General features: G+C 70.6%; 20 protein-coding genes and 1 pseudogene. 9 read left to right on the top strand and 12 right to left on the bottom strand.

Annotated elements, in window-relative coordinates; genetic code table 11:
- Window positions 1-44: 44 nt before the first annotated feature.
- On the bottom strand, window positions 45-911 hold the full coding sequence (locus FHS44_RS06880) for an RDD family protein (RefSeq protein WP_184713003.1): 867 nt from the start codon (window positions 909-911) through the stop codon (window positions 45-47).
- 48 nt (window positions 912-959) lie between these two features.
- Window positions 960-1,484, bottom strand: a complete 525-nt coding sequence (locus tag FHS44_RS06885) for a pyridoxamine 5'-phosphate oxidase family protein (RefSeq protein WP_184713004.1) — start codon at window positions 1,482-1,484, stop codon at window positions 960-962.
- A gap of 106 nt (window positions 1,485-1,590) precedes the next feature.
- Here FHS44_RS06885 and FHS44_RS06890 point away from each other — a divergent pair, with 106 nt between their 5' ends.
- The gene (locus tag FHS44_RS06890) at window positions 1,591-2,073 is read left to right on the top strand and encodes a winged helix-turn-helix transcriptional regulator (protein WP_184713005.1); all 483 of its coding nucleotides are present in this window, start codon (window positions 1,591-1,593) and stop codon (window positions 2,071-2,073) included.
- Here the strand turns inward: FHS44_RS06890 and FHS44_RS06895 are convergent.
- Both FHS44_RS06895 and FHS44_RS06900 read right to left on the bottom strand, forming a co-directional pair.
- Window positions 2,042-2,734 (bottom strand): B3/B4 domain-containing protein, encoded by a 693-nt coding sequence (locus tag FHS44_RS06895; protein WP_184713006.1) that lies wholly within the window; start codon window positions 2,732-2,734, stop codon window positions 2,042-2,044. The two genes, FHS44_RS06890 and FHS44_RS06895, sit on opposite strands and share 32 nt — an antisense overlap.
- Before the next feature lie 70 nt (window positions 2,735-2,804).
- Window positions 2,805-3,215 (bottom strand): annotated as a pseudogene (locus tag FHS44_RS06900) (arylamine N-acetyltransferase); the annotation flags it as partial.
- 320 nt (window positions 3,216-3,535) lie between these two features.
- Between FHS44_RS06900 and FHS44_RS06905 the strand changes: the two are divergent.
- Window positions 3,536-4,531, top strand: a complete 996-nt coding sequence (locus FHS44_RS06905) for a stage II sporulation protein M (RefSeq protein ID WP_184713007.1) — start codon at window positions 3,536-3,538, stop codon at window positions 4,529-4,531.
- Between the two features lie 46 nt (window positions 4,532-4,577).
- Here the strand turns inward: FHS44_RS06905 and FHS44_RS06910 are convergent, their stop codons facing one another.
- From FHS44_RS06910 to FHS44_RS06930, 5 genes are all read right to left on the bottom strand, one after another.
- A complete protein-coding gene (locus FHS44_RS06910) occupies window positions 4,578-5,945 on the bottom strand; it encodes a DUF58 domain-containing protein (protein ID WP_184713008.1) in 1,368 nt (455 codons plus the stop codon).
- A 43-nt stretch (window positions 5,946-5,988) separates the two neighbouring features.
- Window positions 5,989-6,948: an AAA family ATPase gene (locus FHS44_RS06915; RefSeq protein WP_184713465.1), complete on the bottom strand. Its 960-nt coding sequence runs from the start codon at window positions 6,946-6,948 to the stop codon at window positions 5,989-5,991.
- 266 nt (window positions 6,949-7,214) lie between these two features.
- Window positions 7,215-8,417: a DUF4350 domain-containing protein gene (locus FHS44_RS06920; protein ID WP_184713009.1), complete on the bottom strand. Its 1,203-nt coding sequence runs from the start codon at window positions 8,415-8,417 to the stop codon at window positions 7,215-7,217.
- Window positions 8,414-9,073 carry a DUF4129 domain-containing protein gene (locus FHS44_RS06925; protein WP_184713010.1) on the bottom strand — a complete coding sequence of 220 codons (660 nt, stop codon included), beginning with the start codon at window positions 9,071-9,073 and terminating at the stop codon, window positions 8,414-8,416. Before FHS44_RS06925 ends, FHS44_RS06920 begins: the two co-directional genes overlap by 4 nt.
- The gene (locus FHS44_RS06930) at window positions 9,058-10,386 is read right to left on the bottom strand and encodes a glycerophosphoryl diester phosphodiesterase membrane domain-containing protein (RefSeq protein WP_184713011.1); all 1,329 of its coding nucleotides are present in this window, start codon (window positions 10,384-10,386) and stop codon (window positions 9,058-9,060) included. Before FHS44_RS06930 ends, FHS44_RS06925 begins: the two co-directional genes overlap by 16 nt.
- A 361-nt stretch (window positions 10,387-10,747) precedes the next feature.
- Here FHS44_RS06930 and mtrA point away from each other — a divergent pair, with 361 nt between their 5' ends.
- From mtrA to FHS44_RS06960, 6 genes are all read left to right on the top strand, one after another.
- Window positions 10,748-11,425, top strand: a complete 678-nt coding sequence (mtrA, locus tag FHS44_RS06935) for an MtrAB system response regulator MtrA (protein ID WP_012888151.1) — start codon at window positions 10,748-10,750, stop codon at window positions 11,423-11,425.
- Window positions 11,426-11,453: 28 nt separating this feature from the next.
- Window positions 11,454-13,190: an MtrAB system histidine kinase MtrB gene (gene mtrB, locus FHS44_RS06940; RefSeq protein WP_184713012.1), complete on the top strand. Its 1,737-nt coding sequence runs from the start codon at window positions 11,454-11,456 to the stop codon at window positions 13,188-13,190.
- Window positions 13,180-14,934 (top strand): LpqB family beta-propeller domain-containing protein, encoded by a 1,755-nt coding sequence (locus FHS44_RS06945; RefSeq protein WP_184713013.1) that lies wholly within the window; start codon window positions 13,180-13,182, stop codon window positions 14,932-14,934. Before mtrB ends, FHS44_RS06945 begins: the two co-directional genes overlap by 11 nt.
- A 49-nt stretch (window positions 14,935-14,983) precedes the next feature.
- On the top strand, window positions 14,984-15,688 hold the full coding sequence (locus FHS44_RS06950) for a ComF family protein (protein ID WP_184713014.1): 705 nt from the start codon (window positions 14,984-14,986) through the stop codon (window positions 15,686-15,688).
- A 517-nt stretch (window positions 15,689-16,205) separates the two neighbouring features.
- Window positions 16,206-16,877 carry a ribosome hibernation-promoting factor, HPF/YfiA family gene (gene hpf, locus FHS44_RS06955; protein WP_184713015.1) on the top strand — a complete coding sequence of 224 codons (672 nt, stop codon included), beginning with the start codon at window positions 16,206-16,208 and terminating at the stop codon, window positions 16,875-16,877.
- A gap of 94 nt (window positions 16,878-16,971) precedes the next feature.
- Window positions 16,972-17,676 (top strand): response regulator, encoded by a 705-nt coding sequence (locus tag FHS44_RS06960; protein ID WP_184713016.1) that lies wholly within the window; start codon window positions 16,972-16,974, stop codon window positions 17,674-17,676.
- A gap of 69 nt (window positions 17,677-17,745) precedes the next feature.
- Here FHS44_RS06960 and FHS44_RS06965 read toward each other — a convergent pair whose 3' ends face one another.
- Window positions 17,746-18,927, bottom strand: a complete 1,182-nt coding sequence (locus FHS44_RS06965) for a winged helix-turn-helix domain-containing protein (RefSeq protein ID WP_184713017.1) — start codon at window positions 18,925-18,927, stop codon at window positions 17,746-17,748.
- Window positions 18,928-19,264: 337 nt separating this feature from the next.
- Here FHS44_RS06965 and secA point away from each other — a divergent pair, with 337 nt between their 5' ends.
- Complete coding sequence (secA, locus tag FHS44_RS06970; RefSeq protein ID WP_184713018.1) at window positions 19,265-22,063, top strand: preprotein translocase subunit SecA; 2,799 nt, start codon at window positions 19,265-19,267, stop codon at window positions 22,061-22,063.
- 58 nt (window positions 22,064-22,121) lie between these two features.
- On the opposite strand, the gene FHS44_RS06975 is transcribed toward secA, so the two are convergent.
- Together FHS44_RS06975 and FHS44_RS06980 are read right to left on the bottom strand one after the other, a co-directional pair.
- Window positions 22,122-22,583 carry an Rv3235 family protein gene (locus tag FHS44_RS06975; protein WP_184713019.1) on the bottom strand — a complete coding sequence of 154 codons (462 nt, stop codon included), beginning with the start codon at window positions 22,581-22,583 and terminating at the stop codon, window positions 22,122-22,124.
- 212 nt (window positions 22,584-22,795) lie between these two features.
- Window positions 22,796-24,100, bottom strand: coding sequence for a PTS transporter subunit EIIC (locus FHS44_RS06980; RefSeq protein ID WP_184713020.1), 1,305 nt, complete (start codon window positions 24,098-24,100; stop codon window positions 22,796-22,798).
- Window positions 24,101-24,103: the final 3 nt, after the last annotated feature.

The raw sequence follows: 24,103 nt of genomic DNA on the forward strand, positions 1-24,103 counted from the left end.
CTTTCTTCGTGCCCCGGTCCCTCAGGGCCGGGGCACGGTCACGCTCAGGCCGGCGGGACGAAGCCCCCCGGGGTGGCCTGTGGTGCCTGTGGTGCCTGCGGCCTCTGCTGGTACGGCGGAGCCGGGAACTGTGGCTGGAACCGGGGCTGGGCGGGGGGCGCGCCGTTCCGCTGTGCCAGCCGTACCTGGTCACGTCTGCGACGCTCGGCCAGCACGGCGGTCAGGTAGGCGAACGGCGGGACCCCGGGCGGCGGGGGTGGCGAGACGAAGGCCGACATCTCGGTCGCGATGCGCACCCCCATCTCGTGCTGTACGGCGGGCGACAGGTCGTGCCAGCGCATGAGGTACTGCCTGGCGGTCGCGGCGACCCCCTCGGGCAGCCGGGACAGTTCGAGCGTCGCGGCCCAGGCGGCCAGCGGTGGCGGCATCTCCAGGGGCGGGCCGTACTGCCTGGGGCCGCGCTCGGCGATCACGACGGTGCCCGCGAAGATGTCGCCGAGCCGTTTGCCCTTCTCGGAGATCAGCGAGCTGATCAGGGCGGGGGCGCCGCCGAGCATGATGAACTCCACCATCCCGGACAGGCCGCGGAAGAGGGCCTGCCGGAACCGCTCGGGGCCACCGTCGTCGCTGACGACCCGGAGCCCGAGGGCGAGCTTGCCGAGGCTGCGGCCCCTGGTGAGGGTCTCGAAGATCACGGGGTAGCCCACGAGCACGAGCACGGTGAACGCGATGTAGAGCATCGTGGCCAGCGCCCCGTCGAGGTTCCAGGCCAGGACGCCGATCAGCATGGAGACCCCGAACAGCGTCGCGAACTGGACCGCCAGGTCGATCAGCAGCGCCAGGGCCCTGGTCGGCAACTGGGCGATCCGGACTTCGACGACGACGGCCTCGCCGGTTACGACATCGGTCACACCAGCACCCTACCTATGGCGGACCCTCCCACCTGCCCGCACAGGGGGTCACTCCTCCTCGAACCGCCAGCGCGTCGCCGTCGCGCCGTCGGCCCCGTAGCCGAAGGCCCGCGTCGGGACGATCCGGTAGAGACCGTACTCGGGGGAGCCGGGCAGGTCGTCGGCGAAGGCGGAGCCGTCCCGCACGGAGAGCTCCCAGCCGTACTTGGCCTTGAAGGCGTCGAGCACCCGCCTGATGCCGTCCTCGTCGGTGACCCGGACGGCCTCGCCCTCGACGACGAGGTCGAGCGTCCCGTCGGTCGCGGTGAGGACGCACCGGGGGTCCCGGGCGAGGTTCCTGCTCTTGCGGGAGCCGGGGCGGCTGGCGAAACAGGGCACGTCGTCGGCCCAGACCGGCATCAGCGGTACGGCGTGCGGACCGCTGTCCGGCCGTACGGACGACAGCCAGGCCCGGGGCACCGACTCGACGCACGCGCGGGCCAGGTCCCAGGGCTTCACCGTCGCCGGGTCCGTGCTGATGGGGACGGCGTCGGTCTCGCTGAACAGGAGCTCGGCCACCGGCTTCTTCGTCATCGTGGATCTTCCTCTCTTCGCGCCTCAGTCAGTTCCCTGAAGGAACTCATAGGACGACCGTAGCAGAGTAAGTTCCTTGAGGGAACTCATCGCCTAGACTGGGGTGATGCAACGCACCCGGTTCGGCGACATGGCCTGTTCCATCGCCCGCACGCTGGACGTCGTGGGCGAGCCGTGGTCGCCGCTGATCCTGCGGGACGTCTACGTCGGTATGAACCGCTTCGAGCAGATCCAGCAGGACCTGGGCATCTCCCGCAAGGTGCTCGCCGAGCGGCTCAGATGGCTGACCGACAACGGCGTGCTCGAACGGCGGGCGTACTCGGAGCGGCCACCGCGCCACGAGTACGTGCTGACCGCCAAGGGCAGGGAACTGTGCGACCTGCTGATGGTGATGGTGCGCTGGGGCGACCGGTGGGCCTCGGGCGAGGAGGGGCCGCCGGTGCTCTACCGCCACCACGCCTGCGGCGAGATCGGTCACGTCGAGCTGTGCTGCTCGGCGTGCGGCGGGCCGATGCGCGCGACCGACGTGGACGTGCTGCCCGGGCCTGGGGCGCGGCTCAGAACTCCAGACGCGGGGCCGACCGGCTGAGCATGGTGGTCTTCGGCGCTACCGGCCAGACCTCGCCGAGCCGCCCGGCGAGCGTGGTGATCAACTCCTCGACGTCCCTGGCCGCCGAGTCGTGCAACGCCTCGGCGACGATCAGCACCGAGGCCGTGCTGGGCCGTACCGCCGAAAGACCGCTCTGCCGGTTCGTCCACCGCCGGGCGTGCGCGCGGCCCTCCGCGTCGGCGAAGACCACCTCGCGCGGCTCCGGATTCTCCGTCTCGCCGGAGAAGGTCAGGTAGGTCTCCTCGCCCGTGGCGTGCCTGACCTCAAGGCCCCCGGAGACGTTGGCCAGGTCGAACACGGCGACCGGGATCGCGAACGCCAGCGAGGCCGCGTTGCACAGGTCGATCAGCGGATGGATCCTGGGCAGGTCCCCCTCCTTCTTGAAGCGCCGCAGCAGCGCCTCCGAGGCACAGCGGTACTGGGTCGGCTTGAGCCCCATCTTGGAGAAGGTGCGCCGCCAGGCCTGGATCTCGGGAAACTCGGCCTCGGGACCCGCCGCGAGCCGCCGCCCTGCGACGGCGCCGAACTCCGCGATCGGCTCCTCGACGGACACGTCCGGGGTGATTCCGGTGGCCAGGACGACCCCGGCGGCGAGACCGGGGTGCTCCGCCCAGAGATCGCTGGAGTGCTGGAAGTACATGGGAGACCCCCTGTGATCACGTGTGTAGGAGGACACCGTAACCGGTGCCGATCATCCTGTACGGCCCCGCTCAGGTGAGGCGGGTGACGAGGGCGGCGGTGTCGGCGGGGCCGAGACGGATGCCGAAGACCTCGTCGAGGGCCTTCGGCACCTCGGCGGGTTCGAGCAGCCGTTCCTCGACGGTGCCGTCGGCGCGGCGGGCGGTCAGCGCGGTCCCGGTGAGGCCGTACAGGACCTCCGCGTCGGGGCGCCTGGCCACGGGGCGGCCGACGAACGGCGAGTTTGGATGAGTGGAAATGTAGTGATTTATCACGACGTAGTCGGCTGGGTAGCGCGGGTCGAGGGTGAACGCGTGCAGGTCAAGCCAGTCGTCACCGGCCGGGACGCCTCGTGCGGAACGCAGCACCCACTCCTGCGAGGTGAGCCGTTCCAGCCGGAAGCGCCGCCCGTTCCGCTGTGCTTGCTTTTGCGGCGCCTTCGGCGCCGCGGGCTTGGGCGCCTGCGGGTCGGTGCTTTCCCTCGTCGCTCATCCGCTGGCGCTCCTTCGCTCCTCAGTCCAAGCACCGACGGCGCCCAAGCCGGACACTCCTCACACACGGCACCGGTACCCCAAACCCTTCACACACGGCGCCGGTAATCCAAGCCTCCTCACGCTTGGCATCGATACCCCAAACCCCTTGCGTACGGCGCCGGTAATCCAAGCCTCCTTGCGCTTGGCGTTGGTACCCCCACGCTCTTCGCCAATGGGTGGGTTGGGGATGGTTTCGTTGTGGGGTGGGTTTGACGCCCTAGGCTTTGCTGGTGGACATCGACGCCTTCGTCAACGCGCACCGGCCGGTCTGGGACCGCCTTGAGGAGCTGGTACGGCGCCGCAGGTCGCTGGATGGTGCGGAGATCGACGAACTCGTCGAGCTCTACCAGCGGGTCGCGACCCACCTGTCCATCGTGCGCTCCGGGCAGGCGGACCCGTTCCTGGTGGGACGGCTCTCCGCGCTGGTCGCCAGGGCCCGCTCCGCGGTGACCGGTGCGCACACCCCCGCCTGGCGGGAGTTCGTCCGGTTCTTCACGGTCTCCTTCCCGGTGGTCGCCTACCGCGCCCGCTGGTGGTGGGTCGGCACGACCGTGGCGTTCCTGCTGGTCTCGACGGTCATGGCCGTCTGGGTCGCGCACGACCCCGCCGTCCAGGCCGCGGTCGGCACGCCCGAGGAGATCCGCAGGCTCGTCGAGCACGACTTCGCCGACTACTACTCCGAGCACCCGGGAGCCTCGTTCGCGGGCCAGGTCTGGGTCAACAACGCCTGGGTCTCGATGCAGGTCATCGTGATGGCCATCCTGCTCGGCCTGCCGATCCCGTACATCCTGTGGCAGAACGCGGCCAACGTTGCCGTCTCCGCCGGGCTGATGGCCTCCCACGACAGGCTGGACATCTTCTTCGGGCTGATCACCCCGCACGGCCTGCTCGAACTGACCGCGGTCTTCCTGGCCGCCGCCGTCGGCATGCGCCTGGGCTGGACGGTCGTGAACCCGGGGCCGCGCAGGCGTGGCGAGGCCCTCGCCGAACAGGGCAGGGCCGTGGTGAGCGTGGCGCTCGGCCTGGTCGTCGTCCTGCTGGTCTCCGGGCTCATCGAGGGCCTGGTCACCCCCTCGGGGTTGCCGACCTGGGCACGGATCGGCATCGGGGTCGTCGCCGAGGTGGCCTTCCTGGCCTACGTGATCTTCTTCGGCCGCCGTGCCCTGGCCGAGGGGGAGACCGGCGACCTGGAGCGAGCCCCCGACCTGGCCCCGAGCGCCGGATAAGCCGGATAAGCGGGATAGGCCGGATATAGCCCGGTGACCAGGAGCGTCACAGGCGGCCGGCCGCCTTCAGGGCCAGGTAGGCGTCGGCGAGGGCCGGGGCGATCTGCTCGGGGGCGGCGTCGACGACCTCGACGCCCTGCCGCCTGAGCCTGGCGGTGATCCTGCGCCGCTCCGCGCTGTGCCGTTCGGCAGCCGCGGCGTCGTAGACCAGCTCCGCCGTACCGCGACCGGCCTCCATCGCCGCGACCTGGGGGTCGGAGACGGCGGCCAGCAGCACCAGGTGCCGGGAGGAGAGCTGGGGGAGCACCGGCAGCAGCCCCTCCTCAAGGGAGGCCGGGTTCAGGTCGGTGAGCACGACCACCAGGCAGCGCCGCTTGGCCCTGGACAGCACGGCCGAGACCATGCCCGCCGAGTCGGCCTCGATCAGCTCGGCCTCGATCGGCGCCATGGTGTTGACCAGGGTGGCCAGCAGGTCGGTACGGCCCGCGCCGGAGACCCAGGCCCGGACCGCGCGGTCGTGGGCCATGAAGTCCACCCGGTCGCCCGCCCGCGAGGCCAGCGCCGCCAGCAGCAGCGCCGCGTCCATCGACCAGTCGAGGCGGGGCCAGCCGGGCGCGATCCCGGCTCCACCGGGGACGTTCCGGTTCCTGGGAAGCTCACCCGCGAGCGGGATCGGGGCGGTGCCGACCCGTCCGGCGGAGGTGCGCCCGGTGTCCAGGACGATCAGCACGCGGCGGTCGCGTTCCGGACGCCAGGTGCGCACGACCACGTCGTGACGGCGGGCGGTCGCCCGCCAGTCGATCGAACGGACGTCGTCGCCGACCACGTACTCGCGCAACGAGTCGAACTCGGTGCCCTGCCCCCTGATCATCGAGGGGTGCCTGCCCTCAAGCTCCCTGAGCCTGGACAGCTTGGCGGGCAGGTGCTTGCGGCTGAGGAACGGCGGCAGCACCCTGACCGACCACGGCACGCTGTGGGAACCCTGACGCCCCGCGATGCCCAGCGGTCCCAGCGTCCGCACGGTGACCGTGACCGCCTCGCGGTCGCCCCTCCTGGAGGGGGTGAGCGTCGTGACCAGGCGGCGGCGCTCCCCGGGAGGGACGTCGAGGACGAAACGGCGGGGGTTCGCCCCGGCAGAGGGGGGCCAGGCGTCCCTGAGCAGTCCCCTGGCCCTGCGGGGGCCGGGGTTCTCCACGATCAGCTCGACCGTGGCGGTCTCGCCGAGCCGTACCAGACGGTCGCCCGCGCGGTGCAGCCGCAGCGGGCGCACCCCCGCGGCCAGCGCCAGATCGATCGCGACCAGCGCGGCCAGCAGCAGCGCGACGGCGGCGACCGCCAGGGCGGGCCTGGGCGCGAACAGCACGGCCAGGGTGCCCAGCAGGGCCAGCAGCGCGGCCCGTCCCGTCAGAGCCATGCCCGCACCGCCCCGCCTTCTCCTTCACGGACCGTTGTCATGATCAACGGGGGACGGGGACGGAGGCGAGGATCGCGTCGATCAGGCCGTCCGCGGTCGCGCCCTCAAGCTCGGCCTCGGGGCGCAGCTGGATGCGGTGCCGCAGCGCGGGCCTGGCCAGGGCTTTGACGTCGTCCGGGGTCACGTAGGAGCGGCCGGACAGCCACGCCCAGGCGCGGGCCCCGGCGAGCAGTGCGGTGCCGCCACGCGGGGAGACGCCCAGTTGCAGCGACGGCGACTGGCGGGTGGCCCTGGCGATGTCCACGATGTAGCCGAGCACCTCGGGGCCCACGTGCACCCGGCTGACCGCCGCGCGCCCCGCGTCGAGGTCCTCGATGGTCGCGACCGCCCTGATCCGGGACAGGTCACGCGGGTCGAAGCCGAGCGCGTGCCGTTCCAGCACGGCGATCTCCTGGTCGCGGGCGGGCAGCGGCACGGTCAGCTTGAGCAGGAACCGGTCGAGCTGCGCCTCGGGGAGCTGGTAGGTGCCCTCGTACTCGACCGGGTTCTGGGTCGCGGCCACGATGAACGGCTCGGGCAGCGCGCGCGCCCTGCCCTCCACGCTGACCTGCCGCTCCTCCATGGCCTCAAGGAGGGCCGCCTGCGTCTTCGGGGGCGTGCGGTTGATCTCGTCGGCGAGCAGCAGGTTGGTGAAGACCGGCCCCTCCCTGAACTCGAACTCCGACGTCTTCGCGTCGTAGACCAGGGACCCCGTGACGTCGCCCGGCATCAGGTCCGGGGTGAACTGCACCCGCCTGAAGTCCAGGGAGAGCGCGGCCGACAGCGTCTTGACCAGCAGGGTCTTCGCGACGCCGGGCACACCTTCGAGCAGCACGTGCCCCCGGCAGAGCAGGGCGATCACCAGCCCGGTGACCACCGCGTCCTGCCCGACCACGGCCTTGGCGACCTCGGCACGCAGCGCCCCGAGCGCCTCCCGCGCTCCGTCAGCCTCGGCGGGCGGCACGGCGGGCGCCCCGGCAGACGGCCCAGCGGGGGGCCCAGCAGGGGGTACGGCGGGCGGCCCCGCGGCGGGTCCGGCGGCGAAGGCCGGGGGCGGCCCGAAGGCGGGAGGCGGTCCGGTGGGTGGGGCCGGGGGCGCCGGGAAGCCTCCCTGACCGAAGCCACCCTGACCAGCGGGAGGACCGTCCTGGCCGCCGTTGTCCGGCGGCGTGCCGGGGGTCCCACCGGCCCCGTGACCGGGGTACTCGGCGCCCGGCTCGCTGCGCTCGCTCACGACTCTCTGACCTGCCTTTCCAACATGTCAAGATATGCGGCCACGGCTATCAGCCCGGCCTCGTCAGCCGGTGCCTGGCCGTACAGGGCGGAACCCACGTAGGCGGCGGGCTGCCCTGTCCTTTCGACGATCGCGCCGACCACCGCGTCGGGTGTCGCCGTCGCGGGCAGTCCGAGCCTGGGGATCACCCGGTCCACGAAGCCCGTTCTGAGGGCGGACACGGCCCGGTCGCGGGCCCGTCTCGCCCGGTAGAGCCTGGCCCGTCCCTCGACGGTCTCCGCGGCCCTGACCACGACCGGCAGCCGCTCCGTCACCACGGGGCCGAGCCTGCGGCCCTGCCAGAGCGCGAGCAGCACGACCACGACACCCAACTGCACCACGGCCCAGCCAACCGCGGGCGGGATGAGGTCGTACACGCTCTGCGGCGCGGCGCCGCTCTCCGACGGTGTCTCCGGGGCGACCAGCCACACCAGCGTGGGCCGCGCCCCGGCGAGGTTCGTCGCCAGCGCGGCGTTGCCGTCCTCCGCCAGGCGCAGGTTGCTCATGAACTGGCCGTCGCCGACGACCGTGACCGTACGGCCCTCGTCCGCGTAGCTGATCAGCGACGGAGAGCCGTTGGCCGGATAGCAGCCGACCCCGCCGAAGGGGGTGGTGAAGGTCGTCCCGCCCAGATAGGCACTGCCCGCCTTGACCGCGGCGGGCAGCGAGCACCCCGGCTCGCGCGAGCGTGTCCGCACCGCGGGACCGGGGTTCACGCCGGGGGCCAGCAGGGTGAGGTACGGCTGGTCGCCGACCACCAGCCGGTCGGCGGGCGCGGCGGCGAGCCGCTCGACCTCCTCCTCGTCGAGGAAGGAGGTGTCGCCGATCAGCAGCGTGCTGCCTCCCGCGCTCTGCGCACCCTCGGCGGCCGTGACGGCCTCGGTCACCGAGGTGACCCGGACGACCCGTACGCCGTTGGCCCGCAGCAGTTGCGCCATACCCCTGGACCCGGTCAGCGCGGTGCTCTCGGGGTCGAGTGGCCTGCCCGGGTCCTGACCGCCGCTGAGCAGCACCCCGCCGACGGCGACCAGCACCACCAGGAGGGCGGCGAGCAGGGCGCCCCGGCCGCCGCGCCACAGGCTTCCCGCGGTCGGCGAGGTCGGCCTCGACTCCCCGGTGCCGGGGACGTTCACGGGGGCGAGCCCCGTCGGGGAGCTCACGGGACGGCCACCTCGGGGGCGAGGGAGGGACGTGCCGCGCGCAGGCGCTCGTCGAGGTCGCGCATGAACGCGTAGGCGGCGGCGGTCCCCGGCACCTCGCCGTAGGTCACGTCGTCGAAGGTCCGCGCGGCGGTGGACAGGTCCTCGGCCAGGCCGGGCAGCGCGCGCCCCGCCTCTGCGGCCAGCTCGTCGGCGGTACGGCCGGGCATGGAGTCGATGATGACGCGGTCCTCCAGGTCCCTGGCGACGGCCCTGAGCCGTTCGCGGATCGCCTCGGCCCACTGCTCCCGCGCGGCCAGTTCCTCCGAGGCCCGGCGGTGTTCGGCCGCGCTGCGGCGGCCGTCGCCGAAGACGCCCTCCCGCCTGGCGCCGCCCCGTCCCGCCGTCCTGCGGGCGACCAGGACGACAGCGGTGACCGCGGCCAGGATGATCACGCCGAGGACGATCCACGCGACCATGCTGCCGACGGTGCCGACCGACTCCTGGTCGAGCAGGTCGCCGATGAACTGGTTGACGAGCCGCATGAAGCGGTCGATGAGGTTCTCCTTGGCGTACTCGGGCCTGAGCAGCTCACGGATCGCCTCACCCGCCGCCCGTCCACGGTCGACGTCGACGGGAACCGCGAGCGGTGACGCCGCAGTCAGCGGCCCGGCCACGGGGCTCCCTGGCCCGGCTGCCCGGGGGTGGGCGGCGAGCTCCACAGGTCGTCGGCGGAGGCGTGCACCCAGCCCTGGCGCTGCTGCTCGATGGCCGCGGTCTGCAGCACCAGGTCGAAGGCCTCGGCGCGCATCCTGCGGTCGGCGTAGAGCAGGCCGTACACCCCGGCCTGGAACGGGTAGGTGATCATGGCCGCGATGGTCCCGCCGATGGCGATGAGGACCGCGACGAGGATCTGCGCGCCCGTCCCGCCGGAGCCGAGGACGCCGACGAAGGCCGCGGCGAAGGAGAACGGGACGGAGATCACCAGCCCCACCAGGCCCGCGAGGATCCCGGTGAGCAGCACGATGCCGAACACCCGCCAGAAACTTCCCCGGGTCAGGTCCCACGACCTGCGCAGGGAGGCCATGACGCCGGTTCTCTCCAGCACCGCGGCGGGTGCCGCGAGCACGAGCCGGGTGGTGAGGAAGGCGGCGTAGGCCATGTAGACGATCAGCACCAGCACCGTGACCAGCAGGAACACCCCGAGGTCGATTCCGGGTGTGATGAGTCCGAACAGCAGCGCGACGACCACGGCCAGCGGCAGCAGCAGGGCGACTGACTCGATGGCGACCACCCCGAACAGCGTGGGCACCCGTCCCCTGGTCAGCCGCCACGCCTCACCCGCGGTCATCTTCCCGCCGAAGACGGCGCGGCCCAGGATGCGGGTCAGCACGCCGCTGAGCAGGGTCACCGCGACGAACTGCACGGCGTAGGAGATCAGGGAGCCGCCGGACTGGGCGAGGAAGTCGGTCTGCCCGGTGGTCTCCAGCCCCGTCGGGTCGTTGGTCCGTACGGCGGTGCCGAGCCTGTCGAGGGCCAGGGCCTGGCCGATCGCGACCGGGATGGCGGCGAGCGCCGCGGCGATGACGGACAGCCCGAGCACGGCCTTCGGGTTGGAGCGGATCAGCTTGATCGCGCCGTCGATGATGTCGCCGACCCCGAGGGGCCGCAGCGGGATGATCCCCGGCCGCAGCGCGGCGGGCTGCTGGTAGCCGTACGGCGGCGGGGGGTACCCCTGCCCCGGGGGCTGCTGGCCCGGATGATGCTGGTACGGCGGAGGCGGGGGAGGGGCCTGCGGCTGCTGGCCGTACTGGGGCTGGCCGTACTGGGGCGGCGGGGGCTGTGACGGGGGTTGGGGCGGTGACGGCGGGCCTCCGGGGTTCGAACCGGGGGCCGCCCACGGCGTTCCCTGGGCGTCGCCGTACGGCGGGGGCTGGTTGGGCGCCCAGCCGGGTGGGGTGTCGGGAGTGGAGCCGTGGCCGTCTGACATATCCCAATCCTGACATGTACCCCCACTCCTTGGGCTGATCGGGAGATCACGTCGAGGTTTCACCCCCCGAAGGTGGCCGGGTCCGTCCCAGGGATGGCCGAGACGGTGTCGTTTACCTCAGACTGGGACCGTGACCGTCTTCACACGGTGCCCCGAGGGTGCCGTGGCCGAAGGTGGCCACATGGGGGGCTTACGCCGCGTGGGGGTGCTACTACGCGCTTTACGTCGTGTGCGCCTAAAATTCGGCATTCGGATGTCTGGTGGTCAGACTGTGTCATCCGGTGGTCCGGCGAGGGTAATCTTCGACAGCCGTGCCGTTTACCCCAAAAACTCCCAAACTGCGTAAAACGAATGAGGGGCCATGAAAGGACGCGTGCTGGTCGTCGACGACGACGCCGCTCTCGCCGAGATGCTCGGCATCGTGCTGCGCGGGGAGGGCTTCGAGCCTTCCTTCGTCTCCGACGGGGACAAGGCACTCGACGCGTTCCGTGACACCCGCCCGGACCTGGTGCTGCTCGACCTGATGCTGCCGGGAGCCGACGGCATCGACGTGTGCCGCCGCATCCGCGCCGAGTCCGGGGTGCCGATCGTCATGCTGACGGCCAAGAGCGACACGATCGACGTCGTCCTGGGGCTGGAGTCCGGCGCCGACGACTACATCGTCAAGCCGTTCAAGCCCAAGGAACTGGTCGCCAGGGTCCGCGCGCGGCTGCGCCGTACGGACGAGCCGACGCCCGAGATCCTGCAGATCGGCGACATCACGATCGACGTCGCCGGACACTCGGTCAAACGCGACGAGGAGACGATAAACCTCACCCCGCTCGAGTTCGACCTCCTGGTCGCCCTGGCCCGCAAGCCGCGTCAGGTCTTCACCAGGGAGGTGCTGCTCGAACAGGTCTGGGGCTACCGTCACGCGGCCGACACCCGCCTTGTCAACGTGCACGTCCAGCGGCTCCGCGCCAAGATCGAGAAGGACCCCGAGCACCCCGAGATCGTGGTGACGGTGCGCGGCGTCGGCTACAAGGCCGGTCCGGCCTAGGCCTTCGGCCTCGCCGGGAACTCCCGAAATGCCCACCCAGAAGAGGCGCCGCCGTACCCTCCCGCAGATCGTCAGGGGGGGACGGCGCAGGGCCCGGCGCGCCGTCGGCGGCGTGCGCAGGGTCTGGCGGCGCTCGCTGCAACTGCACGTGGTCACCAGCACGATGGTCATCTCCATCGTGGTCGTCGCCGTGCTCGGCGTCTTCCTCATGCAGTCGATCAGCGCGACCATCCTGGGGGCGAGGGACCGCGCGGCGCGCAGCGAGGCGCAGGCCGACCGCAAGGCGGTGCTCGGCTACCTGAACAAGCAGGACGGCGACACCTCCAAGCAGTCGACAGACCCCGGGCAGGGGCTCCAGCCGGGCGCGGACAGCCCGCTCGGCCAGGCGGTCGCGGCGCTGGCGGTACGGGCGGGGCCCGCGGCGAGATACTCGGTGATCGTCCGCAACGAGAACCGGCCGGGGGAGTTCTACGGCACCACGAACATCGACCCGGTGAGCATCCCGCCCAAGCTGCGCGAGGAGGTGCTCAGGAAGTCCGCCGACGAGGACAGCACCCAGTACTGGAACCTGCGCTACAAGGGCAGGGCCGAGCCGGTGCGCGGCCTGGTGATCGGCACCCGTCTCGACACCTACGGCACCGGGCTCGACGACGGCTACGAGATCTACCACCTGATCCCGCTTGAGGAGGAGGAGAAGAACCTCACCTCGGTCAGGCAGATGCTCATCCTGGTCGGCGCCGCCCTGGTGCTGCTGCTCGCCGCCATCGCCTCGCTGGTCACCCGCCAGGTGGTCACTCCCGTACGGCTGGCCCGCCAGGCGGCCGAACGGCTCGCGGGCGGGCACCTGGACGAGCGCCTGAAGGTCAGGGGCGAGGACGACCTGGCCCGGCTGGCCGCCTCCTTCAACGAGATGGCGACGACCCTGGCGCTGAAGATCCACCAGCTTGAGGAGCTGTCCCACGTCCAGCGGCAGTTCGTCTCCGACGTCTCCCACGAGCTGCGCACCCCGCTGACCACCGTGCGGATGGCCGCCGACCTGCTCTACGACGCCCGTGAGGACTTCGACCCGATGGCCGCGCGCTCGGCGGAGCTGATGCAGAACCAGCTGAACCGGTTCGAGTCGATGCTCGCCGACCTGCTGGAGATCAGCCGCTACGACGCCGGGGCCGCCGAGCTGGACATCGAGCCGGTGGACATCAGGGACGTGGTGCTGCGCGCGGTCGCCGACTCCGAGGCGCTGGCGGAGCGCCACTCGACCCGCTTCGACCTGCGCCTGCCCGGCGATCCCTGCATGGCCGAGATGGACAGCCGCAGGGTCGAGCGCATCCTGCGCAACCTGCTGTTCAACGCGATCGAGCACGGCGAGGGCCGCGACATCGTCGTCTCCGTCGGGGCCGACCGCGACGCGGTGGCGGTAGCCGTACGGGACCACGGGGTGGGTCTGAAGCCGGGGGAGGAGAACATGGTCTTCGACCGGTTCTGGCGGGCCGACCCCTCCCGGGCGCGGACCATCGGCGGCACCGGCCTCGGCCTGGCGATCTCCCGCGAGGACGCCATGCTGCACGGCGGCTGGCTGCAGGCGTGGGGGGCGCCGGGAGAGGGCTCGCAGTTCAGGCTCTCGCTGCCCAGGGCCGCCGGGGCGCCGCTGCGGGGCTCACCGCTGCCGCTCGTGCCGCCGGAGGTGGAGATGCGGCGGACGTGGCGAGGACAGATGACGCCGGTGCTCTCTCCGGCCGCCGCCGACGGGGGACGCGATGCCGACTAGGACGTTCCGGGCCCGGGTGGGCGTGACGGCCCTGGTGGTCGCGCTGGTCTGCGGGCTGGCCTCCTGCTCGGTCATCCCCGTGGGGATGCGCTCCATCGTGGGAGAGAACGGGCGCAAGGGGAACCCGCTCGGCGACCCGTACGCGCGGGTGATCGCGGTGCCGCCCAACCCCGACTGGTCGGCGGCCGACGTCGTCAACGGGTTCAAGGCCGCCATGGCGAGCGTGGACGACCCGGGGCGCGAGGTGGCGCGCAAATACCTCACCGACTCCTTCGCCAGGACCTGGAACCCGCAGAGCGGGGTGACGGTCTACCGGCAGGGCGAGCCGCCGACCGTGCAGATCGGCGAGAAGGACACCCGGGTCACCCTCAAGGGGACCGTCACGGCGCTGATCGACCAGGACGGCCGCTACCGGCCGAGCGGCGGCCCGCTGAACGAGCCCTTCGTCCTGGTCAAGGGGCAGACCGGCTGGCGGATCGACAGCGCGCCCCCCGGGCTGCTGCTGTCGGAGGCCGACGCCGAGCGCGCCTACCTCAAGGTCGATCTCTACTTCCTCGACGACGAGGAGAAGGGCCTGGTGATCGACCAGGTCAGGGTGCCGATCGACCCGGCCTCCAACTTCGCCAAGACGACGGTCGAACGGCTGCTGCGCGGGCCGAGCAGCTCGCTCAAGGGCGCGGTGCGCTCGGCGTTCGACGGCACCCGGCTCATCGACGTCACCACCGAGGACAACCGCGTCGTGGTCGACCTGACCAACCGGGTCGCCCCCGAGCTGGTCGGGCCGATGACGGCCCAGCTCGCCGGGACGCTCGCCGGGCTGACCAAGGGCGGCTGGGGCTTCGAGGTCAGGGTCAGGGGCGAGCCGTACTACACCGACAACCCGCTCACCGTCGACGCCCAGGAGCAGACGAGGTTCGACCCCTGGATGGCGCCGGGCGAGATCTACCCGTACTACGTGGCCGACGACGCGCTGTGGCTGCTGGGCAAGGACAACACCGGTCAGCCTGTGCTCGGCAAGGCGGGGGAGAAGGACGCTACGCGGACCGACATGGCGATCAGCGCCCACGCCCAGGTCGCGGCCCTGTTCCAGAAGGGGAAGGCGCTGTCTGTCGCGCCGCTGGCCACCGGTGGCGAGTGGCGGCAGTGGGCCACCGGCAAGTCGCTGGCCCCGCCGTGCTGGGACCGCTACCAGACGCTGTGGACGGTCGAGCGGCCCGACGACCACACCTCCAGGGTCATCAGGATCCGCGACGGGCAGCGGTACGCGGTCTCCGCCCCCGACCTGGACGCCGTCCACGTCAGCCTGCTCAAGGTCGCCAGGGACGGCGTGCACGTCGCGGTCGTCGTGCGGGACGGCGCGGGCGAGCAGGTCAAGGTCGGCACGGTGATCGGCAGGGGCGCCGCGACCCGCATCACGAACCTCCAGGTCGTGGTGCCGGTCGAGGACAAGCAGCAGATCAGGGACATCGCCTGGAAGGACGGCAAGACCCTCTACGTCCTGACCGGCAAGTCCGACCTGCTTGAGGTCTCGCTCACCGGCGAGTCGAAGTCGCTGCCCTCCAACACGGGCATCAGGAACATCACCGCCCTGGAGGGCTCCCTGCTCGCCGGGGCGGTCGACGACGACAAGCGGCAGATCCTCTACTGGACCTCCTCCAAGTGGGAGCCCCGGGTCAAGAACGAGAACGGCAGGACGGACTTCGCCGACCAGGGGCCCGCCTTCCCGGCGTATCCCCTGGACTGAGCACCCCTGACCCGCGGTTTTGTCGGTGGGCTCTGGCACGGTTGGTTGCGTGCCGACCGCTCTGCTCGACCTGGTCCTGCCGCCCCGCTGCGCCGGATGCGACGCGGCGGGCGCCCTCGTGTGCCCCCGCTGCGCCGCGCTGCTGCACGGCGCGCCCGAGCGCAGGACGCCCGACCCCGCCCCGCCCGGCCTGCCCGAGTGCTGGTCGGCCGCCGACTACACCGGTGCCGTACGGCGCGCCCTGCTCGCCTACAAGGAGCACGGCCGTACGGCTCTCGCGGCTCCTCTGGCGGGTGCGCTGGCGCTCGCCGTCGCCGAGGGGGCGGGCAGGCGGCCCGTCGTCCTCGTCCCGGTGCCCAGCTCGCGCCTCGCGGGCAGGCGGCGCGGCCACGATCCGGTGAGCCGCCTCGCCGACCTGGCGGCGGCCTACCTCCGCGCGGCGGGCTGGCCGGCGACGGCCGAGAGGCTCCTCCTGCAGCGCCGCCGCGTCGCCGACCAGGCGGGCCTGAGTTCGTCACAGAGGGCCGCCAACCTCTCCGAGGCATTCAGGGTTACGGCGGGCCGGAACGTCGCTGTGCCGAGATCCTGGGGTGGCGCGGGGGCGGTTGTGCTGGTTGACGACATCGTCACCACCGGCGCGACCCTGGCCGAGGCGGCCAGGGCGCTGGGAGCGGCCGGGATCACGGCGCCGCTGGCCGCGACGGTCGCCGCGACACGCCGGTGGGAACGGCCTTCCGGTCGTCACCGAGGGTGAGAAGGATGGGTGACGATCGTCACCATGGCGGCAGATCTTCCTGACCTGGCCGGAAGTTTGCTGCCGATGGATGGATATGGGAAACGCCTATATGTCGGGATATCGACCCACCGCGAAGACGGCCCCCGGCGGAGGACCTCCCCCCGTGATCACACAACGTGAGGATCGGGCACTCTCCCAGGCTGACATTCGGCCCCGATACGGATAGCGTCTGTGCCATGGCACCCGCTCGGGTCCGTGGTTGCGCCGGACCGACCCCCGCAGGGGGGCCGGCCTGGCTAGCCGATGCCAGCCGCAGGCCAAACGGTCCACGTAAGACGACTTTTCGTCGATCGATCACGGTGCGGCTTAGAGGTAAGTCCTGCCTTCCCGGGGAGCCAGATGTTCCTCGCCAGAAGAGAAGGGCATGTAGTGGCAAAGAGCTGCGAAACCCTCAGCAGGCGGATGTGGGGACGAAGACCAGGTCGGCCGAGCGGGTGTCGCTGTACCACCGTCGAGGTTCGAAGGGGGGCTGTGCATGGAAATCATCGTCAAGGGTCGGCACACCGGAGTGAGTGACCGATTCCGAGACCACGTGACGACCAAGCTGGCCAAGATCGAGCGTCTGGACCACAAGCTCATCAGCGTTGACGTGGAGGTGACCAGGGAGACCAACGGGCGCATCAACGGACCGCGCGAACGGGTCGAGCTGACCATCCACTCGCGGGGCCCCGCCGTGCGTGCCGAGGCCGCCGCGGATGACCGCTTCGCCGCCCTCGACATCGCCATCGGAAAGCTGGAGGGAAGGCTCAGGCGCCTGGCCGACCGCCGCAAGGTCCACCACGGCAACCACTGCCCTCCCTCCGTCGCCGAGCTGACGGCGACCGCGACCGCGTTCGCGCAGGTCGCCGAGGCCGACACCCTGGGGGCCGAGACCGGCTCCGCCGGCGAGACCTCCCGGCGTGAGGACGACGCCGATCACTCCGTGGACAGGGCCATCATCCCGATCCAGATGGACGGCGACGGCCCGCTGGTGGTGCGCGAGAAGTATCACGAGGCCGAGCCGATGACCATCGACCAGGCCCTCCTGGAGATGGAGCTGGTCGGACACGACTTCTACCTGTTCCGTGACAAGGAGAGCGGGCAGCCGAGTGTCGTGTACCTCCGGCAAGGTTACAACTACGGCGTGCTGCGGCTCGTCGAATCCTGACGGTCGCGTTCGAAGATCCTCTCCGACCAACCCTAGGACCTGAAACCCGTGTAATCATGGCGGTCCAACGGCTCTGGCCCCCCGAGGAGGAGGCGTGACGGAACCCGACGAAGCGACCCGCCCTGCCAGGCGAGGCGACCCGATCCGCGTGCTGATCGTCGATGATCACGCGCTGATCCGCCGAAGCCTGGAGATGGCGCTGAGCGCGGAGACGGACATCGAGGTGGTGGGTGAGGCGAGCGACGGGCAGGAGGCGATCGAGCTCGCCGACCGTCTCACCCCGGACGTCATGCTCATGGACGTCCGCATGCCGCGCAGGAGCGGCATCGAGGCCGCCCGTGAGATCAAGGCCTCGGTGCCGAGCACACGGATCATCATGCTCACGGTGAGCGACGAGGAGGAGGACCTCTTCGACGCGATCAAGGCGGGTGCCACCGGCTACCTGCTGAAGAACGTGCAGCTCGACGAGGTCCCCGAGGCCGTGCGTGGCGTTCACGAAGGTCAGTCGCTGATCAATCCGGCCATGGCCGCGAAGCTGATCACCGAGTTCGCCAACATGAGCCGCAAGGAGGCGGAGCGGCCCCCCCAGCTCCCGGTCCCGAGGTTGACGGACCGTGAGATGGAGGTGCTCCGCCTGGTCGCGAAGGGCATGAACAACCGCGAGATCGCCAAGCAGTTGTTCATCTCGGAGAACACCGTGAAGAACCACGTCCGCAACATCCTGGACAAGCTTCAACTCCACTCCAGGATGGAGGCCGTGGTCTACGCGGTCCGCGAGCGGATGCTGGAGATCACCTGACGGCTGGTTCCGGCGGGCTCGTCCCCGCCGGAACCGCCGTTTTCGTCTGATTCGCGTATCTGAACGCGGTCAGCGCATCAGGGCCTCGAACAGCGGGGCGGCGAGCCGGGGATCGACGCGGTCGACGCGCACGTCGTCACAGCCGACCCAGCTCGCGGCCTCCCACAGGGCCTCGGCCATCCCCTGCGCGGCTCTGCGCGGGCTCACGCCGTCCTCGACGCCGACCTGCCGCGCGACCAGGGTTGTCCCCTGGCGGGCCGGGTCGATCCTGCCGATCAGGCGGCCCCCCGCGAGCACCGGCATGGTGAAGTAGCCGTGGACGCGCTTGTCCTTGGGGACGTAGGCCTCAAGGCGGTGGTTGAAGCCGAAGACCCTGGCGGTGCGGGCGCGGTCCCAGACGAGGGAATCGAACGGCGAGAGCGGAGCCGTACGGTGGCGTCCCCTCGGCTCGGACTCCAGGGCGGCGGGGTCGGCCCACGCGTTCGCCGAGCGCTCGGGCCAGCCGGGGACGTGGACGGGCACGAGCCCGGCCGAGCCGTCCAGGAGGGCCGCGTCGAGCAGCGCCGCCTCGGGGGCCCGCAGGCGCAGGAAGTCGACAAGGTCGGGGCGGGTCGCGACTCCCAGAGCACGGCCCGCGACGGCGGCCAGGCGGGTGACGCACTCGGCGTCCGAGAGGTCCTCGGCCAGCAGGGGAGCGGGAACCGCCCGCTCGGCCAGGTCATAGACACGCCGCCAGCCCGTACGGCGGGTGCACACGACCTCACCCACGTTGAGCAGCCACTCGATGGCGATCTTGGTGTCCGAGCGGTCCCACCAGCCCCCGCCCTTCCTGCTGCCGCCGATGTCGGCGACGGTGACGGGACCGGCCTCGCGGACCTGTTCGAGCACCTTGTCCATGGCCGCCGGGATGTCGTCCCCGCGGTGCTTCCAGGAGCGCATGTGCCTCCTGCGGAAGGCGTACAGCGGCCAGTCCTCGATCGGCAGGATGCAGGCGGCGTGGCACCAGTACTCGAAGGCGCGGGCGGGCTCGTCCCAGTAGGCCCGCTCGATCTCGGCCCTGCCGACGGCGCCGAGCCGGGCGTAGGCGATCAGCTCGTGGGAGCGGGCCAGGACGGAGATCGTGTCGAGCTGGACCGCCCCGAGGCGGCGCAGCGTCGCGGCGGCGCCCGCACGCCGGGCGTCGGCCCCCAGGAAGCCCTGGGCACGCAGGATGATCCGGCGGGCCTCGTCGGGGGACAGGGTGAGCGTCATGGCCGGATGGCGGGGAGGGAACACGTCAGCATGGCCCAGAGGCTAGCGCGCCACACCGACGAAAATGCTACGCCGGTGTCATCGAGGGTCTCCCGGCGCCGGGCGCGACGCGCCGTACGGCCTGACTCGTCGTCATACACCTCTGCAAAGCGACATACCCTTTAAAGTGAGCACTAGCCTCTATGAAAAGGGTGCTGGGAACTCCGCGGACACGAAGAGCGTCTTTCAGGTGGCTGTGTCGGGTGGTAGAACCGCCTACGATGGCAGCGGAGAACCATGACTCGTCCTCATCCGGAGCCATCCGGCCACGGAAGACCTGCGAGGAGCCTTACCTAAAGTGCCAGCCTTTCTCGATAAGATTCTTCGCGCAGGCGAAGGCAAGCTTCTGCGTAAGCTCAAGCGGATCGCCGACCAGGTCAACTCCATCGAGGACGACTTCACCGGTCTGAGCGACGCCGAACTGCGCGCCCTAACCGCCGAGTACAAGCAGCGCCACGCCGATGGCGAGTCCCTCGACGACCTGCTGCCCGAGGCGTTCGCCACAGTCCGTGAGGCGTCCAAGCGCGTCCTGGGCAAGCGCCACTTCGATGTGCAGATCATGGGCGGGGCCAACCTGCACATGGGCAACATCTCCGAGATGCGTACCGGTGAGGGCAAGACCCTGACCTGTACGCTCCCGGCCTACCTCAACGCCATCTCGGGCAAGGGCGTCCACGTCATCACGGTCAACGACTACCTGGCCAAGCGTGACGCGGACGAGATGGGGCGCATCCACCGCTTCCTCGGCCTTGAGGTCGGCGTGATCCTGGCGAACATGCCGCCGGACGAGCGCCGCAGGCAGTACAACGCGGACATCACCTACGGAACGAACAACGAGTTCGGCTTCGACTACCTGCGCGACAACATGGCCTGGTCGCTGGACGAGTGCGTCCAGCGCGGCCACAACTTCGGCATCGTGGACGAGGTCGACTCGATCCTCATCGACGAGGCCAGGACGCCGCTGATCATCTCGGGTCCCGGCGAGCAGTCGGGCAAGTGGTACGCCGAGTTCGCCAAGATCGTGCCCAGGCTCCGCAGGGGCACCGAGGGCAAGGACGGCGAGGAGAACACCGGCGACTACTCGGTGGACGAGAAGAAGCGCACCGTCGGCATCTTCGAGTCGGGTGTGGAGAAGGTCGAGGACTGGCTCGGCATCGACAACCTCTACAAGCCCGAGCACACCCACCTGGTCGGCTTCCTCAACAACGCGTTGAAGGCCAAGGAGCTCTACAAGAAGGACAAGGACTACATCGTCGTCGACGGTGAGGTCCTGATCGTCGACGAGTTCACCGGTCGCGTCCTGCACGGCCGCCGCTACAACGAGGGCATGCACCAGGCCATCGAGGCCAAGGAGGGTGTGAAGATCAAGGACGAGAACCAGACTCTCGCCACGATCACCCTCCAGAACTACTTCCGCCTCTACAGCACGCTGTCCGGCATGACCGGTACGGCGACCACCGAGGCCAACGAGTTCCACCAGACCTACAAGCTCGGCGTCGTCCCGATCCCGACGAACCGGCCGATGATCCGCAAGGACCAGGCCGACGTGGTCTACAAGACCGAGGACGCCAAGTTCCTGGCCTGTGTCGAGGACATCAAGGAGCGCTACGAGCGCGGCCAGCCGGTCCTCGTCGGCACCACCAGCGTCGCCAAGTCCGAGCGCCTGTCCAGGGAGCTCAAGCGCCAGGGCGTCAAGCACGAGGTCCTCAACGCCAAGAACCACGCGCGTGAGGCGACGATCGTCGCGGAGGCGGGCCGCAAGCACGCCGTGACCGTCGCGACCAACATGGCCGGTCGAGGCACCGACATCATGCTCGGCGGCAACCCCGACTTCCGCGCCGACCTGGAGCTGCGCAACCGCGGCCTCGACCCCGTCGAGACCCCGGAGGAGTACGACAAGGCCTGGGGCGAGGCGCTGGAGAAGGCCAAGGAGGCCGTCCAGGCCGAGCACGACGAGGTCACCGAGCTCGGCGGCCTGTACGTGCTGGGCACCGAGCGCCACGAGTCGCGACGCATCGACAACCAGTTGCGCGGTCGTTCCGGCCGTCAGGGTGACCCGGGCGAGTCGCGGTTCTACCTCTCGCTTGAGGACGACCTCATGCGCCTGTTCAACTCGGCCAGGGTCGAGATGATCATGACGCGGCTGAACATCCCGGACGACGTCCCGATCGAGTCGGGCATCGTCTCCAAGGCCATCGCCTCCGCCCAGCACCAGGTCGAGCAGCAGAACTTCGAGATCCGCAAGAACGTTCTGAAGTACGACGAGGTCATGAACCGGCAGCGCAAGGTGATCTACGCCGAGCGTCGCCGCGTGCTTGAGGGCGCCGATCTGAACGAGCAGATCCGCACCTTCATCAACGACGTGATCGACGAGTACATCGCGGGCGCGACCGCGGAGGGCTTCGCCGAGGAGTGGGACCTCGACAAGCTGTGGAAGGCGCTCGGCCAGCTCTACCCGATCACCCTCGTCCTCGACGACCTCATCGAGGAGGTCGGCGGCCGTGAGGAGCTCACCGCCGAGATCCTCGCCGAGAAGGTCAAGGCCGACGCGAAGGCCGCCTACGACCGCCGCGAGGAGGAGCTGGGCGCCGAGACCACGCGAGAGCTTGAGCGCAGGGTCATCCTGTCGGTCCTCGACCGCAAGTGGCGCGAGCACCTCTACGAGATGGACTATCTCCAGGAGGGCATCGGCCTGCGCGCGATGGCCCAGCGTGACCCGCTGATCGAGTACCAGCGCGAGGGCTTCGAGATGTTCACCCAGATGCTCGACGGCATCAAGGAGGAGTCCGTCGGCTACCTGTTCAACCTTGAGGTCGAGGTTCAGACGAACCCGATCGTCGAGGAGCAGGAGGAGCACGAGGACGAGGCGATCGCCGAGACCCGCTCCATCATCGCCCGGGGGCTGCGCGGTCCGCAGCGCCCGTCCGAGCTGGAGTACTCCGCGCCCGGCGAGGGTGGCGAGGTCGAGCACACCAGGATCAGCACCAAGGCCGAGCGCGACGCCTACGGCAATGTCGAGCGCAACGCCCCGTGCCCCTGTGGCTCCGGCAAGAAGTACAAGCGCTGCCACGGCGACCCCAAGAACGTCGAGGTCTGATCCACCCGCTCACAGGGCCCGCACGATCACCGTGCGGGCCCTGTGGCGTTCCCGGCTTCTACGGTGCCGCCTCGACGTCCGTGCACAGCCAGCGGGCGCCCACGCGTTCGAGCCGCAGCGCCAGCACCCGTGACCGGTCGCCGCAGTGCACCAGGACGCACATCTCGACCACCCCGTCACGCGGCTGGGAGACGTGGGGGATGCCGACCCGCAGGGGCCGTACGCACCGCATGACCTGCCCGCTGCGCGCCAGTTCCGCGCAGGCCCTGCCGGTGAGGTGGGCGGCGACGCTGGAAGGCGCCCTGCGGCCCGCCAGGACCTCGGCGACGGCCTGGCAGAGGGCTCGCAGCCGCCGCCCCTCGGGGACCGCCGGGGGCGGCCCCGGGCTGCCGGACTCCGCGTGGTCGAGGGCGAGCGCGAGCGCTCCCTGGACGTACGGCGCGGCTTTTCTGGCGGGGGGCTCGTCGCCGGGGAGCCTGGGGGCGACGACGCGGGGCAGGCGTGAGGGGTGGCGTGGCATGGTTGACTCCGGTTTCTCCTCCGGGGGGCTGACACAGCTAGGAGTTTCCGGTCCTGTCGCCGAATACGTGGCACGCCAGCTTTCCCGTGTCCGGTGGTGTTTCCTCCGGAAAGGGCGTGGAAGATCACCCCAAGCTGGAGTGCCGTACGGCGGAAGCCCGGCGTTTACGGCGTGAACCCACCCTTTGCGGGGACCGGCCGGAACACCGCCCCTCAAGAAGAGACCGGGGCCTCCTCAGGTTCGCGGCCCGGGGTCGCGAGGTTCAGTTTCCTGATCAGCACGGTGAACAGCAGGTAGTAGACGACGAAGTAGACCAGGCCGAAGCCGATGATCAGGCCGAGTTCGTGGGTGTTGGACTTGCCCGCGTTGAGGAGCATGTCGATGCCGCCCCCGGAGAAGGTGAACCCCAGTCTGGCCCCGAACTCGGCCATCAGGGCCATCGAGATCCCGGTGAGCAGCGCGTGCACCGCGAACAGCATGGGCGCCACGAAGACGAAGGCGAACTCCAGGGGTTCGGTGATGCCGGTGACGAACGAGGTGAGACCGGCCGAGAGCATGATGCCGCCCACGACGCCCCGTTTCTCCTTGGGGGCCGCCCGCCACATCGCGATGGCCGCGCCGAGCAGGCCGAACATCATGACCGGGAAGAAGCCCGTCATGAAGATCCCGGCCCCCTGCTCGCCCGCGAAGTAGCAGTTCAGGTCGCCGGTGGCGTTCTTGGTCGCCCCCTGGACCCCGGCGTGGCACTCGGGCAGGGTGAACCAGACGATCGTGTTCAGGAAGTGGTGCAGGCCGATCGGGATGAGCAGCCGGTTGGCCACGCCGTAGATCCCGGCGCCCGCGGTGCCGTGGGCGGCCAGCCAGTCGCCGACATCCGCGAGCCAGTCGCCGACCGGCCGCCAGAGCAGGCCGAGGACCACGCCGATGACCATCGCGGAGACGGCCGTGATGATCGGGACGAACCTGCGGCCGCCGAAGAAGGCGAGCCAGGCGGGCAGCTTGATCCGGTAGTACCGCTCCCAGAGCAGGGCGGCGACGATGCCGATGATGATGCCGCCCAGGACGCCGGTGGGGTTCTGGACGCCGAGGTTGAGCGCGGGAACCGGTTGCCCGTCGGGGCCGACGACGGTCAGCGCGACCTTCTTGTAGACCTGGGAGGCCGGGGCCGAGGTGAAGAACAGCGTCCTGGTGACCCGGTCGAAGACGAGATAGCCGACGAGGGCCGCGAGCGCGGTCGAGCCGTCGGCCTTGCGGGCGAACCCGATGGCCACGCCGATCGCGAACAGCAGCGGCAGGTTGTCGAACAGCGCGCCACCGGCCGCCGCGAAGACGCCCGCGACCTGGTCGAGGAAGGCGTTGTCCGTCCGCCCGAGCATGTCGTCCTGGCCGAACCTGAACAGCAGGCCCGCGGCGGGCAGCACCGCGATGGGCATCATGAGTGAGCGCCCGACGCGCTGCAGGATCGCCAGAGCCGACGCCCACCCCGAAGGGCCGCGCTCCACGGCCGCCGTGCCCATCCC

Origin of the sequence: Streptosporangium saharense (assembly GCF_014203715.1) — a bacterium.
In the GTDB taxonomy this organism is placed as follows: domain Bacteria; phylum Actinomycetota; class Actinomycetes; order Streptosporangiales; family Streptosporangiaceae; genus Streptosporangium; species Streptosporangium saharense.

What these genes read in the sequence shown, in the direction of transcription:
- FHS44_RS06885 (WP_184713004.1), bottom strand. Translation starts at nt 1,484, where the DNA reads ATGACGAAGAAGCCGGTGGCCGAGCTCCTGTTCAGCGAGACCGACGCC.
- FHS44_RS06890 (WP_184713005.1), top strand. Translation starts at nt 1,591, where the DNA reads ATGCAACGCACCCGGTTCGGCGACATGGCCTGTTCCATCGCCCGCACG.
- FHS44_RS06895 (WP_184713006.1), bottom strand. Translation starts at nt 2,734, where the DNA reads ATGTACTTCCAGCACTCCAGCGATCTCTGGGCGGAGCACCCCGGTCTC.
- FHS44_RS06910 (WP_184713008.1), bottom strand. Translation starts at nt 5,945, where the DNA reads ATGGCTCTGACGGGACGGGCCGCGCTGCTGGCCCTGCTGGGCACCCTG.
- FHS44_RS06930 (WP_184713011.1), bottom strand. Translation starts at nt 10,386, where the DNA reads ATGTCAGACGGCCACGGCTCCACTCCCGACACCCCACCCGGCTGGGCG.
- mtrA (WP_012888151.1), top strand. Translation starts at nt 10,748, where the DNA reads ATGAAAGGACGCGTGCTGGTCGTCGACGACGACGCCGCTCTCGCCGAG.
- mtrB (WP_184713012.1), top strand. Translation starts at nt 11,454, where the DNA reads ATGCCCACCCAGAAGAGGCGCCGCCGTACCCTCCCGCAGATCGTCAGG.
- FHS44_RS06945 (WP_184713013.1), top strand. Translation starts at nt 13,180, where the DNA reads ATGCCGACTAGGACGTTCCGGGCCCGGGTGGGCGTGACGGCCCTGGTG.
- hpf (WP_184713015.1), top strand. Translation starts at nt 16,206, where the DNA reads ATGGAAATCATCGTCAAGGGTCGGCACACCGGAGTGAGTGACCGATTC.
- FHS44_RS06965 (WP_184713017.1), bottom strand. Translation starts at nt 18,927, where the DNA reads ATGACGCTCACCCTGTCCCCCGACGAGGCCCGCCGGATCATCCTGCGT.
- FHS44_RS06975 (WP_184713019.1), bottom strand. Translation starts at nt 22,583, where the DNA reads ATGCCACGCCACCCCTCACGCCTGCCCCGCGTCGTCGCCCCCAGGCTC.
- FHS44_RS06980 (WP_184713020.1), bottom strand. Translation starts at nt 24,100, where the DNA reads ATGGGCACGGCGGCCGTGGAGCGCGGCCCTTCGGGGTGGGCGTCGGCT.